The organism is Flavobacterium sp. 9AF (genome assembly GCF_902506265.1).
Classification (GTDB): Bacteria; Bacteroidota; Bacteroidia; order Flavobacteriales; family Flavobacteriaceae; genus Flavobacterium.
In genome coordinates this window covers 2057215-2070526 of record NZ_LR733556.1, presented here as the reverse complement: position 1 = coordinate 2070526, position 13312 = coordinate 2057215, and the positions used below count along the sequence as shown (strand labels likewise).

The following is a 13312-nucleotide window of genomic DNA, read 5'->3' as shown; positions in this document are numbered from 1 at the left end:
GTTTGTTACAAAAGTACTATTTCTATTTTTTCTCCAATATATACTAATGCTTTTTTTATAATAGTATATTGCATTTCTTCAATAATTGTCGCATAAGAAAGAACTTGTGTGATGTGTTTTTCTAATCTTTCGCCTGTTTTATAGTCTAATAAAAAGGCATGGTTGTTTTTAATAACAATTTTGTCGGGTTTTACATTTCCAACCTCCTTTTTTATTATGGTTTGTTCATTTAATGTATTACCGTTTCCATCAAAAAAATCTTTTAATTCTGGATGTAAAATAATTTGATTTAGAGTTTTTTTAATTCTCTCTTTTTGAGAAATTAATATTAAACCACTTTCTATAGCAGCTTGTACTGCTTTTTCGACATCTTCTATGGAGGAAATATTGGATAAAATTTCATGCAAGATGTTTCCAAATTCGATAGCTTTTTGCTGATCAGTATTCCACATTAAGGCTTCTCGCTGTGCAATTTTTATCTTTTTCTTTTCTAGTTTTTCATAGACCACTTCTATTGGTTTTTGTTTTTCATTGAAGATGCTTTTCTTAGAAATTCTCATTTTTTGTCCGAATTCATAGGAAAGGGTGTCTTCTTTAAATAGTGTTTTAGATTGAAGGAATTCTATGAAATATGAAGATAGGTTGTTAGGTAAGCCTGCTTTTGTAATTTGATAATTTGAAATAATATATAATTGTTCTTCAGCTCTTGTTAAAGCAACATATAAAACGTTTATAATATCTAATATTTCTTCTTGTGTTTTTTGATAAAATATTTGTTGTGCCAGTTTTCCATACATTGCTACATCTTTTTTTTGATTGACTAGTGCTTTAGGAAAATTGATTGTTTCTTCTTCGTCAAAATCAATCCATAATTTATTTCTACTCATGGCTGAAAAATTTTCTTCAGCAAAAGGGTAGATTACAATAGGGAATTCTAAACCTTTAGATTTATGAATGGTCATGATTCTAATAGCATTACTGCCTTCTGGTGATGGGATGCTTTTTTTAAAACCCACTTTTTCCCAATAAGAAATAAAATCAGTTATCCCAGCCTGTAACTTATTGTCTCTTTCTAATACTAAATCTAAGAAATACTGAACATATGAAGAGTTTGCTTTTTCTCGGATAAAATTAGCCACTATAATTTCTACAGCTTCATATAATGATTTTTTTCTACAACTTTTGAAAGAAATAGTAATACCTATTGTATTTAAAAATTTTTCTAATTCTTCTTCTGTTAAATCTTTAGTTGCTATTATGAAATCATGTATTGGTAAAGTATTTTGATTGTATTTTGCAATGAAATATAACAATCTAGTTTTTGCTTCTTGATCTTTATTGTTTTTTAAATAACAAAGTACATCGATTATGAGTTTAACTTCAGTGGCATTTTGGATCAACAAGGTTTCAGAAGACAAAATGGGAATATTTTTTTCGGTTAAGAAATTTGCCAAATGAATACCTTCACTTTTTTTTCGTGTTAGAATAACCATATCACTATAATCAAAATTCTCCTGTTTAATTTGATGAATAGTCTCTAATGTTTTTTCAAGGTATAATTTTGTTTTTAAGGACAAATCATTCTCTTCTTCAAAATATTGAGCATCTTCTTCTTCACTGTTTATGAATGAAATATTTATGTAACCGCCTTTTTTTGTATTGAATTTTTGATAACTATTTTCACGATATAATTTTTTATAGTCTTCATTTTCAAATTTGTTTGATAGAAAAGAAAAAAAGGAATTATTAAAGGTTATGATTTCTTCAAAACTTCTGTAATTTGTTTCTAAATGAATGGTTTCTTTTTCTTTGTTTGAAAAAGGATTTTTATCTGGTTTACTTAGCTCGATAAATTGTTCGGCTTTTCCTCCACGCCATCTATAAATAGATTGTTTTGGATCTCCTACAATCATCAAGCTGCCTTTTACACCATTGTCTTCACTAGAAAGTGCATTGTCTATTAAAGGTATCAAGTTTTGCCATTGCATGACAGATGTATCTTGAAATTCATCTATAAAAAAATGACGGTATTTTTCTCCTAATCTTTCATAGATAAATGGTGCTGGTTGGTTTTGGATTTCATTAAAAATAATTTTATTAAAATCTGCAATAGATAAAATATTTTGTTCTTCTTGTATTGTTTTAAATTCTGAATTAATTGAATTTAGCAAAGAAAGCGGATTGATGTTTTGAAGAAAAGCTTCGTAAAAAGCAATTTTAGAGATGTTGTAATAGCATTTTTGTAATTTTTTTAATAAATCCTCTGCTATCGATTCAATTGTATTTTTGTCTTTAGCGTTTTTATTAATGCTTATGTCTTCTACTGATAGGTATTTGTAATTATCTTTTAAGGTTAAATCGTTTTCTGCTATCTTTGAAAGGTGATTTGGAAAAGTCTTTCTTGAAAAAGAATCTAATGATATGTTGTTAGAATGAATTATTTCAAAACATTCTACTGCAATTTTTTTGTTTTCTTCTTGATATTGTTGTGATATTTTTTTTAAATTTTCTTTAATGTGTTTAAAATCTTCAAAGTTTTTATCTTGAAATTCATTAATTTCTTCTGCATGATTTTCATTTACTAAAAGTTTTGAAATTTCAAATAATTCATTAGAAATGTCCCAGTTTTTGTCTTCATCTGTTTTATCTTTTGTAAAATCGATAAGGAGTTGAGTTAATTCTTTATTTTCACCTACTTTAGAGATTAGAGTATCTACAGCTTCTTGTAAAATCGAATCGGTGTCTAAGCTGATTTCAAATTGAGGCGGTAAATTTAAATCTTGCGCAAAAGAACGTATTACTTTATGTGTAAATTTATCAATAGTTAAAATACCGAAAGCAGCATAATTATGAATTATGCTTTTAATGATAGCATTTGATTTGTCTTTAATAGTTGCGATGGATAAACCTGTTTCTATACTTATGGTTTTTATAAATTCTAAAGATTTCTCAGTCATTGTGTCTTTTGAAAACTCAAATAAACTTTCAATGATTCGAGATTTCATTTCTTCCACAGCCTTGTTTGTAAAAGTAATAGCTAGAATTTTTTTATAGGCATCATCTCCTTTTGAAAGAAATAAAATCTTTAAATACTCTTTAGTGAGAGTGTAGGTTTTTCCTGAACCTGCAGACGCATCGTACAATGTAAAAGCTGCTCTTTTCAAAAATGTTATATTTATCTTAATTATAGTTGTATAGGGAGATTCTATTTTTTATTCCAAAGTTAAATTTATAACTTTGAAATCACTAATACTAATTATAAAAAAAATAATATTATGGCATTCGAATTACCGAAATTACCTTATGCATACGATGCATTAGAACCACATATTGATGCAAGAACAATGGAAATACACCATACAAAGCATCATAATGCGTACACTACCAATTTAAATAATGCTATTACAGGTACTGATTTAGAAGGTAAAACAATTGAAAATATTTTAATAAATTTAGATATGAATAATGCTGCTGTTAGAAATAACGGAGGTGGATTTTATAATCACAATTTATTTTGGACTGTAATGAGTCCTAATGGAGGTGGACAACCTACAGGTGAATTAGCACAAGCTATCGATACTGCATTTGGTTCATTCGATTCTTTTAAAGCAGAGTTTGCAAAAGCTGCAGCAACCCGCTTTGGTTCTGGATGGGCATGGTTATGTGTTCACAAAGGTGGGAAACTGGAAGTATGTAGTTCTGCTAATCAAGACAATCCTTTGATGCCAGGAATTGGTTGTGAAGGAACGCCAATTTTAGGGCTAGATGTTTGGGAACATGCTTATTACTTAAATTACCAAAACAGAAGACCAGATTATATTGATGCTTTTTTTAATGTGATTAATTGGACAGAAGTTACAAGAAGATTTGCAACTGAAAAATAAGAGGTGAGAAATTATAAAAAAGAGCAGATTTGAATAAAATCTGCTCTTTTTTTATATTGAAAATTTATTTAGAAAATGCTTTTTTATTGAAAACGATTAATATTCCAACTCCAGTAGATATTGCCATATCGGCAATATTAAATATCGCATTAAAGAAAGAGAAATGTTTACCACCCCAAATAGGCAGCCATTCTGGTAGATTACCTTCCCAAAAAGGGAAATATAGCATATCTACCACTTCTCCATGAAACCAAGTTCCATATGGATCTTCTGAAAAAGCAGTAGCTACTTGATGATAACTATCATTGAAAATCACACCATAAAATACAGAATCGATGATATTGCCTATTGCGCCTGCTAAAATAAGTGATATAGCTACAATTAAATAGTTAGATTGTTTCTTTTTGACAGAATCCCAAAGCCACCAAGCGATTCCAGGAACTACAATAAGTCGGAAAAGCGTAAGGGCTAATTTTCCATATTCTCCAGGAATGACAGCTCCCCAAGCCATGCCTTCATTTTCAATGAAATGAATGCGAAACCATTCGAATACTTTAATTTCTTCATTTATAAAGAAATGAGTTTTAATATATATCTTAGAGATTTGATCTACTAATAGAATAAGGATAACTAAAAAATAAGCTTTCTTTAATGACATTCTGTTATAATTTGAGCAAAAATAAGGATTTTAGTAAAAAAAAACGCTCCAAACGGAGCGTTAATATAAATTTATAAAAAGATTAACGTTGTAAGTTTTTAGCTTCTATACTCATGGTTGCATGAGGTACTACTTTTAATCGTTCTTTGCTGATTAATTTACCTGTAACTTTGCAAACACCATATGTTTTATTTTCTACACGGAATAAAGCATTTTTTAAATCTCGAATGAATTTTTCCTGACGAGTAGCTAACTGTGAATTGGCTTCTTTAGACATGGTTTCACTTCCTTCTTCAAATGCTTTAAAAGTAGGAGAAGTGTCGTCTGTACCATTGTTTAAATCATTCATGTATGCACTTCTTATTAGATCCAAATCGGCTTGTGCTTTTTCTATTTTTTTTAATAAAATTTCTTTAAACTCAGCTAAATCTGCGTCTGAATATCTTAATTTTTCATCAACCATCATTTCTATGTATTAAGGTTATTACTACTTTATTCTATCTAATTAGAGTTTTAGCTACTCTATTTAGATACTAACACAACTGTTTTTACTTCATCAAACTCAATTTCTGTACCATTTTCAATTTTAGGAACAAAAATTAATTCATCGGTTAAAGTTTCTGATTTAATGTATGTTTCATTTTCTAAAATAGCGTTTTCAATGATAGCGTTATTTTCGATACTTACTTTTATTTTATCAGTTACCTCAAATCCTGAATCTTTTCTAATATTTTGAATTCTGTTGACTAATTCTCTAGCAACACCTTCATTACGCAATTGTTCGTTTATTGTAATGTCAAGAGCTACTGTAATTCCATTTGAATTAGCCACTAACCAACCTGGAATATCTTGAGAAGAAATCTCCACATCTTCGGTTGTTAAAGTAATACTTTTTCCTGAAATTTCAAGCATTATCTGGCCTTCTTTGTCTAATAAATTAATTTGTTCATTAGTTAAAGATTGTATCTCTTTGGAAACCAGCCCCATATCTTTTCCGAAGCGAGGCCCTAAAGCTTTGAAATTTGGCTTAATTTGCTTTACTAATACCCCAGAAGCATCATCTAACAACTCAATTTCTTTAACATTAACTTCTGCTTTTATTAGGTCAGCAACAGCTTCAATTTCAGATTTAAAAACCTTGTCAAGTACTGGTATCATTACTCTTTGTAAAGGTTGACGTACTTTAATAGCTTCTTTTTTTCGTAAGGATAAAACAAGAGAAGATACAGTTTGAGCTTTCCACATTCTGCTTTCAAGTGATTTATCAACAAAGTTTTCAACCGATTTAGGGAAAGCTGCTAAATGTACACTTTCAAAATTTTCCTTATCTGTTACTGTGTTTAAATCTTTGTATAGTTGATCCATAAAGAATGGAGCAATAGGAGCGCTTAGTTTAGCAACGGTTACCAAACAAGTGTAAAGCGTTTGATATGCTGCTATTTTATCTGTCCCGTATTCGCCTTTCCAAAATCTTCTTCTGCATAAACGAACATACCAATTGCTTAAATTTTCTTGTACGAAATCTGAAATAGCTCTAGCTGCTTTTGTTGGCTCATAATCTGAATAAGCTTCATCTACAGTTTTTATTAATGTATGTAATTCAGATAGGATCCAACGATCAATCTCTGGTCTTTCCTGTAATGGAATCTCAGCTTCTGTATATTTAAATCCATCAATATTGGCATATAACGCAAAGAAAGAATAGGTATTATATAGCGTTCCAAAAAACTTTCTTCTTACTTCTGCTACACCTTCGATATCAAATTTTAAATTATCCCATGGATTGGCATTAGAAATCATGTACCAACGCGTTGCATCGGGTCCATATTCAGCTAAAGTAGTGAAAGGATCTACTGCATTGCCTAAACGTTTCGACATTTTTTGTCCGTTTTTATCTAGTACTAATCCGTTTGAAACTACGTTTTTGTAAGCAATTTTATCAAAAACTAAAGTTCCAATAGCATGTAGTGTATAAAACCATCCACGAGTTTGGTCGACACCTTCAGCAATAAAATCGGCAGGAAAATCTTTGTTTGCATCAATTTTATCTTTGTTTTCAAAGGGGTAATGCCACTGTGCATATGGCATTGATCCAGAATCGAACCAAACATCAATTAAATCCGTTTCACGTTTCATTGGTTTACCAGAAGGAGAAACTAAAACGATATGATCTACTACATTTTTATGTAAGTCAACTAATTCATAGTTTTCTTCGGACATATTTCCAATTACAAATTCCTTGTATGGGTTTTCTTTTTGGAAACCTGCTGCTATGGATTTTTCAATTTCATTATATAGTTCTTCTACTGAACCTATGATAATTTCTTCCGTTCCTTCTTCATTTCTCCAAATTGGCAATGGAATTCCCCAATATCTCGAACGCGATAAATTCCAATCATTTGAGTTTTTTAGCCAATTTCCAAAACGTCCTTCTCCTGTAGATTTTGGTTTCCAATTAATAGTTTCGTTTAAATCAAACATTCGATCTCTAACCTCAGAAATTTTAATGAACCAAGAATCTAATGGATAGTATAAAATAGGTTTGTCTGTTCTCCAGCAATGTGGATAACTGTGTACGTATTTTTCAACCTTAAAGGCTTTGTTTTCTTCTTTTAATTGAATAGCAATTTCTACATCAACAGAACGTTCAGGTGCTTCTCCCTCGTTGTAATATTCGTTTTTAACGTATTTACCTGAATAGTCACCTAAACCTTGTACAAATCTACCTTGTAAATCTACTAGAGGAACTAAGTTGTCATTAGCATCTTTTATTAACATAGGAGGCACTTCAGGTGAAGCTTCTTTTGCCACTTTAGCATCATCTGCTCCAAAAGTAGGCGCAGTGTGAACAATTCCTGTTCCATCTTCTGTTGTTACAAAATCTCCAGCAATCACTCTAAAAGCATTTTCTGGATTGTCATTTGGTAATACCAGAGGCATTAATTGTTTATAACGAATACCTACTAAATCTGCTCCTTTGAATTCTTTTATAATTTGGTAAGGAATTTTTTTATCACCTTCTTTGAAGTTTTCAAAATCAATAGCTTCTGTTGATTCAAAGTAGGTTTTGCTAAATTGTTTCCCAACTAAGTTTTTGGCTAAAACAACATTGATAGGTTCGAAAGTATATTGATTAAAGGTTTTTACTAAAACATAGTCAATTTTTGATCCTACAGTTAAAGCCGTATTACTTGGCAAGGTCCAAGGAGTAGTGGTCCAAGCTAATAGGTGTATTTCGCCTAAATTTTGTAAAAAATCTGGTAACGTTTCTGTAATAGTTTTAAATTGAGCTACTACAGTTGTATCGGTAACGTCTCTGTAACTACCCGGTTGATTAACTTCATTCGAACTTAAACCAGTTCCTGCTTTGGGAGAATAGGGTTGGATAGTGTAGCCTTTGTACATCAAATCTTTGTTATAGATTTGTTTCAACAACCACCAAACCGTTTCCATATATTTGGATTTATAGGTAACATAAGGGTTTTCCATATCTACCCAATATCCCATTTTTTCAGTTAAGTCGTTCCAAACATCAGTATAGCGCATAACTGTGCGTTTACACGCTTCGTTGTATTCTGCAACTGTTAGTTTTTTTCCTACATCTTCTTTCGTAATACCTAATTCTTTTTCGGTACCTAATTCTACAGGTAAACCGTGTGTGTCCCAACCTGCTTTACGCTTCACTTGGAATCCTTTTTGCGTTTTATAACGGCAAAAAATATCTTTAATAGCACGAGCCATTACATGGTGAATACCAGGCAATCCATTAGCTGAAGGAGGTCCTTCAAAAAAAACATATGGGGTATTGCCTTCACGAGTGCTCACACTCTTATCGAAGATGTTTTCTTTTTTCCAAAAATCCAATACTTCAGACGCAACTGTGGGTAAGTCAAGTCCTTTATATTCAGTAAATTTAGTACTCATTATATCGCTTTCTAATTTGAAGATGCGAAAATACTAAATTTCATATAATTGTAGGTTTTTTTTAACCAAAAAATCAGAAGGATTGGGTTATAATATTAATTTAAATTCCTTTGCACTGGATTAAAATATGATTTTAAGTGAACTTTGATATAGGTTATTAGTTTTTTATAGTATTAATACTAGATTTATTATTCTTGTCTCTTATACTTTTAATTGCTCTTTTAATAAAGACTTAAGTATCTTTGATAATCTTAATATTTTACAAAAAAACAATTCGAAAAATGAAAGCATGTTCACTAATTTTAGGTCTCTTTTTTATAAGTTTAATTGCTTGTACTTCCAATAAAAAAAAGAATGAATTCTCCGAAACTACAAAAGAAATAACAGAAAGTAAATCCGATACTTTAACCAAACATCTAAAGCCATTCAATCCAGAATTGCCTACTATTGGATTACTGATGTATAATGGTGTTTTGCAAAGCGAGGTTGTAGCAACTTCAGATGTTTTTGGGAAACCAACTGAGGAAGGTAAACAACTTTTTAATGTCATTGCAATTGCTGAAACTAAAAACCCAATTACAACCGAAGACGGTTTGCACTTTGTTCCAGACTATACATTTGAAGACTGTCCTAAACTAACCGCACTATTTGTACCAAGCGCTTATGACATGTATGCACAAGTACACAACAAAAAACTAGTAGATTTTATAAAAAATAAAAATAAAGAGACTGAGTACACGGTAAGTAATTGTGGTGGCGCGCAATTAATTGGAGCTTCAGGAATAGCAGACGGACATAAGATTGTGACTTGGATTGGTGGAGGAAAACAATTGCAAATAGACTATCCTAATTTAAAAGTACAAAACGACAGTTTAGTAACCTATATGGAGGACGGTAAGTTTCTTTCTTCAAATGGAAATTTAGCAAGTTACATTTCTGCTTTACAACTATTAGAAAAAATGACTTCAAAGGAGCATCGTAAATTTGTAGAAAGTTATTTATACTTAGACCGACTTCAAAATTGGAAAAACTAGAAAAGTTTTAAATATGATAGCTGAAAATGAAATTTATAGCTTTAGAATTCTAAACGCGTCTGTAGAAAAAGTGTATCAAGCATTTGAAAATCCTGAAATCTTAAAAAATTGGTGGGGACCAAAAGAATTTACTAATACGATACATGAGTTTGATTTACAACCTAATGGTAAATGGATTTTGACTATGCACGGACCAGAAAAAGGAAATTACGAAAACGAATCTATTTTTACTATTGTACAACCTAAAAAATTAGTGGCTTGGAAAAGACTATCTCAACCTCTATTTAATATGGAAGTAGCGTTTGAAAAAATTTCAGATTTGAAAACGAAAATTTCTTTTCGAATGATTTTTCAAACAGTTAAAGAATGTAATAAGGTAAAAAACTTTGTAGGCCCAAAAAACGAAGAGAATTTTGATAGATTAGAAAAAATACTTGAGTCTTTATAAAGTATTTATAATTTAAAACAACAGTTAAGAATGTATTTATGCAAAAAAAAAGGTGAAATTACTTTCACCCTTTTTGCCCCAAATCTACCATAAAACTTAACCTACTAATTTTCTGGTAGTGCTAAAATATGACGGATTTTATATGCGTGCATAAAAAAATTGTTGAAGTGTAAAAAAAAACGATTAAATGTTTGTTTCTGAGATTTTTTTAAAATAAATGCAAAAAAAAAAGGTGAAATTACTTTCACCCTTTTTGCCCCAAATCTACCATAAAACTTAACCTACTAATTTTCTGGTAATGCTAAATTATGGCAACCTTATTTTGTAACACAAAAAAATTGTTCAATAACCTAAAAACTCGACGAATGGCAATTTTTAATATGCTCTTGCGTCTTTTCCTTCATAAAAATTCATGAAAGCTCGATTAACAACTCGGTTTCCTCCTGCTGTAGGATAATCTCCTGTGAAGTACCAATCTCCTAAATTTTTTGGACAGGCTTTATGTAAATCAGCTACTTTCTGATAGATTATTTTAATATCTGCACGTACTCCTTCTGGTGTTAACATTTCTGCAATCTTATCTGAAATTTCTTCATCAGAAAAAGGTGCGTAGATTTCTTTAACGTAGTTAACTACTTCGTCATCCTTGAATAATTCTTGACTTTTGGATTTTTTATATACTTCGTCTACAATGTGATATAGATTGCGTTCTTTTAATAATTCTAAAGCGGCTCTAAAAGCTACTAGCCCTTCTAATTTTGCCATGTCTATTCCATAACAATCAGGATATCTAATTTGTGGAGCAGAAGAAACAACAATAATACGTTTAGGTTGTAATCGATCCATCATTTTAATGATGCTTTGTTTCAGTGTAGTTCCTCTTACAATACTGTCGTCAATAATTACTAAATTATCATCGTTTTTAACCACACCGTAAGTTACGTCATAAACATGCGCAACTAAATCATCTCTACTGCTATCTTCTGTTATAAATGTACGTAATTTAGCATCTTTGATTGCTACTTTTTCAGTTCTTAATTTTACGGCTAAAATCTCTTGTAATTTTTCTTCAGATAGTTGATTTTTGCTTTCTAAAATCGACTTAATTTTTCTTTGATTTAAAAAATCATTTGCAGCTTCAACCATTCCATAAAATGATGTTTCAGCTGTGTTTGGTATAAATGAGAAAACGGTGTTGTCAGTATCATATTCAATAGCTTTTAAAACTGAAGGGAATACTAGTTTTCCCAGCTCTTTTCGCTCTTGATATATTTCTGTATCGCTACCTCGAGAAAAATAAATACGTTCAAAAGAACAAGCTTTTTTAATAAGTGGTTTACGCACTTCCTCAATTGATACAGTTCCGTTTTTTTTAATAATAATGGCATTTCCTGGTTCCAATTCCTTTACCTTTTCAAAAGGGACATTAAAAACGGTTTGAATAACAGGTCTTTCTGAAGCAACTACAGCTATTTCATCATCTTGATAATAATATGCTGGTCTAATTCCTGCTGGATCTCTCAAAACAAAAGAATCGCCATGGCCAATTAAGCCTGCCATAGCGTAGCCACCATCCCAGTTTCTGGAAGCTCTTTCTAATATTTTTGCAATATTTAAACGTTCAGCTATGACAGCAGAAGCTTCTTTTTTTGAATAGCCTTCATTTTTGCATTTTTGATATAAATCGGTAACTTCGTCATCAAGAAAGTGACCAATTTTTTCCATTACCGTTACGGTATCAGCTAACTCTTTTGGGTGTTGTCCTAAATCGACTAGGCTTTGAAATAATTCTTTGACATTAGTAAGATTGAAGTTACCAGCTACAATTAAATTGCGATGCATCCAATTGTTTTGACGTAAAAATGGATGTACACTTTCTATGCTGTTTTTTCCAAAAGTACCATAACGAACATGACCTAAAAACAATTCTGCAATATAAGGAATATGCATTTTTTGTAATTCAACATTATTCAGGTATTCAGGATTTTCTTGTAGTTCACTGCTTATTCTTCCGTTTATTTGAGAGAATATATCTTGTATGGGTTGAGAATGATTGGAACGAATGCGACTAATATATCGTTGCCCTGGATCCATATCCATTTTTATGCTGGCTAAACCAGCACCATCTTGGCCACGATTATGTTGCTTTTCCATTAAAAGATACATCTTTTGAACCCCATAGAAAGAAGAACCGTATTTTTCTTTGTAATATTCTAATGGTTTTAAAAGCCTTAAAAGGGCAATCCCGCATTCATGTTTAATTGCGTCACTCATAAAGTTGTTGTGTTGTTGAGAGTAATTATATGATGAAAATTATTTAAAAAAGCCCCGAAAATCGAGGCGTATGAGTTTAATCTAATTCTATTTCAAATTGCGTTAGCGCTTTAAATTGTTGTAAACGTGCAATTACTTCTTGTTTGTCTAATTTTTCCATTCTTTCTGTTCCAAATTTTTCTACACAAAAAGAGGCTAAATTGGAACCGTAAATAATAGCGTTTTTCATATTGTCAAAAGAAATGTTTTCACTTTGTGCTATATAACCAGCAAAGCCACCAGCAAATGTATCACCAGCTCCTGTGGGGTCAAATACTTCTTCTAATGGTAGGGCAGGTGCAAAGAAAACTTCTTTATCGTGGAATAACAAAGCACCGTGTTCCCCTTTTTTAATTACTACATATTTTGGGCCCATGGTATGAATTTTTTGAGCCGCTTTTACCAATGAGTATTCTCCAGATAACTGACGTGCTTCTTCATCATTAATGGTTATTACGTCTACTCTTTTTATTACATCTAAAAGTTCTTGTAAAGCACAGTCCATCCAAAAGTTCATTGTGTCTAAAACAATTAGTTTGGGTTTAACTTCCATTTGATTTAAAACACTTGATTGGACTAATGGGTGTAAATTGCCAAGTAATACAACTTCGGAATTTTTATATTGAGATGGAACAACTGGATTAAAATCGGCTAAAACATTTAATTCAGTTACTAAGGTGTCTCTTGAATTCAAATCATTATGATATTTTCCACTCCAAAAGAATGTTTTACCTCCTTTAACAATTTCTATACCTTCGATATTTATTCCTTTATTTTCTAATAAATCTAAATGTTCTTTTGGAAAATCTTCACCTACAACTGATACGATTGCAGCATCAACATTAAAAAAAGAGGATGATAACCCTATATATGTTGCTGCTCCTCCTAAAATTTTATCTGTTTTTCCGAAAGGTGTTTCAATAGCGTCAAATGCTACTGTGCCTACGATTAATAATTTGTTCATTATCTACTTTTTGAAATAAGTTGCAAAGATAAAACTTTAGTTTTAATGAATAAAGATTTTAATTAAGTAAAAGTAAGTTATCAATTA

At 30.9% G+C, this 13312-nt stretch carries 9 protein-coding genes; 3 read left to right on the top strand and 6 right to left on the bottom strand.

Annotation, left to right across the window (positions count from 1 at the left end; genetic code table 11):
- Window positions 1–5: 5 nt before the first annotated feature.
- Window positions 6–3164 carry an exodeoxyribonuclease V subunit beta gene (locus HALO113_RS09345; protein ID WP_159778772.1) on the bottom strand — a complete coding sequence of 1053 codons (3159 nt, stop codon included), beginning with the start codon at window positions 3162–3164 and terminating at the stop codon, window positions 6–8.
- 111 nt (window positions 3165–3275) lie between these two features.
- Between HALO113_RS09345 and HALO113_RS09340 the strand changes: the two genes are divergently transcribed.
- On the top strand, window positions 3276–3884 hold the full coding sequence (locus HALO113_RS09340; RefSeq protein WP_159778771.1) for a superoxide dismutase: 609 nt from the start codon (window positions 3276–3278) through the stop codon (window positions 3882–3884).
- A 64-nt stretch (window positions 3885–3948) separates the two neighbouring features.
- On the opposite strand, the gene HALO113_RS09335 is transcribed toward HALO113_RS09340, so the two are convergent.
- From HALO113_RS09335 to ileS, 3 genes are all read right to left on the bottom strand, one after another.
- Window positions 3949–4542, bottom strand: a complete 594-nt coding sequence (locus tag HALO113_RS09335; RefSeq protein ID WP_159778770.1) for a lipoprotein signal peptidase — start codon at window positions 4540–4542, stop codon at window positions 3949–3951.
- Between the two features lie 82 nt (window positions 4543–4624).
- A complete protein-coding gene (locus HALO113_RS09330; RefSeq protein ID WP_159779590.1) occupies window positions 4625–5005 on the bottom strand; it encodes a TraR/DksA C4-type zinc finger protein in 381 nt (126 codons plus the stop codon).
- 59 nt (window positions 5006–5064) lie between these two features.
- The gene (gene ileS / locus HALO113_RS09325; protein ID WP_159778769.1) at window positions 5065–8466 is read right to left on the bottom strand and encodes an isoleucine--tRNA ligase; all 3402 of its coding nucleotides are present in this window, start codon (window positions 8464–8466) and stop codon (window positions 5065–5067) included.
- 281 nt (window positions 8467–8747) lie between these two features.
- Between ileS and HALO113_RS09320 the strand changes: the two genes are divergently transcribed.
- Both HALO113_RS09320 and HALO113_RS09315 read left to right on the top strand, forming a co-directional pair.
- Window positions 8748–9500, top strand: a complete 753-nt coding sequence (locus HALO113_RS09320) for a DJ-1/PfpI family protein (protein ID WP_159778768.1) — start codon at window positions 8748–8750, stop codon at window positions 9498–9500.
- A 13-nt stretch (window positions 9501–9513) separates the two neighbouring features.
- Window positions 9514–9948, top strand: coding sequence for an SRPBCC domain-containing protein (locus tag HALO113_RS09315; RefSeq protein ID WP_159778767.1), 435 nt, complete (start codon window positions 9514–9516; stop codon window positions 9946–9948).
- 375 nt (window positions 9949–10323) lie between these two features.
- Here HALO113_RS09315 and HALO113_RS09310 read toward each other — a convergent pair whose 3' ends face one another.
- Window positions 10324–12222 carry an amidophosphoribosyltransferase gene (locus tag HALO113_RS09310; RefSeq protein WP_159778766.1) on the bottom strand — a complete coding sequence of 633 codons (1899 nt, stop codon included), beginning with the start codon at window positions 12220–12222 and terminating at the stop codon, window positions 10324–10326.
- A gap of 76 nt (window positions 12223–12298) precedes the next feature.
- A complete protein-coding gene (locus tag HALO113_RS09305; RefSeq protein WP_159778765.1) occupies window positions 12299–13225 on the bottom strand; it encodes a PfkB family carbohydrate kinase in 927 nt (308 codons plus the stop codon).
- Between the last annotated feature and the right edge of the window lie 87 nt (window positions 13226–13312).

What these genes read in the sequence shown, in the direction of transcription:
- HALO113_RS09330 (WP_159779590.1), bottom strand. Translation starts at nt 5,005, where the DNA reads ATGGTTGATGAAAAATTAAGATATTCAGACGCAGATTTAGCTGAGTTT.
- HALO113_RS09305 (WP_159778765.1), bottom strand. Translation starts at nt 13,225, where the DNA reads ATGAACAAATTATTAATCGTAGGCACAGTAGCATTTGACGCTATTGAA.
- HALO113_RS09315 (WP_159778767.1), top strand. Translation starts at nt 9,514, where the DNA reads ATGATAGCTGAAAATGAAATTTATAGCTTTAGAATTCTAAACGCGTCT.
- HALO113_RS09335 (WP_159778770.1), bottom strand. Translation starts at nt 4,542, where the DNA reads ATGTCATTAAAGAAAGCTTATTTTTTAGTTATCCTTATTCTATTAGTA.
- HALO113_RS09340 (WP_159778771.1), top strand. Translation starts at nt 3,276, where the DNA reads ATGGCATTCGAATTACCGAAATTACCTTATGCATACGATGCATTAGAA.
- HALO113_RS09320 (WP_159778768.1), top strand. Translation starts at nt 8,748, where the DNA reads ATGAAAGCATGTTCACTAATTTTAGGTCTCTTTTTTATAAGTTTAATT.
- ileS (WP_159778769.1), bottom strand. Translation starts at nt 8,466, where the DNA reads ATGAGTACTAAATTTACTGAATATAAAGGACTTGACTTACCCACAGTT.
- HALO113_RS09310 (WP_159778766.1), bottom strand. Translation starts at nt 12,222, where the DNA reads ATGAGTGACGCAATTAAACATGAATGCGGGATTGCCCTTTTAAGGCTT.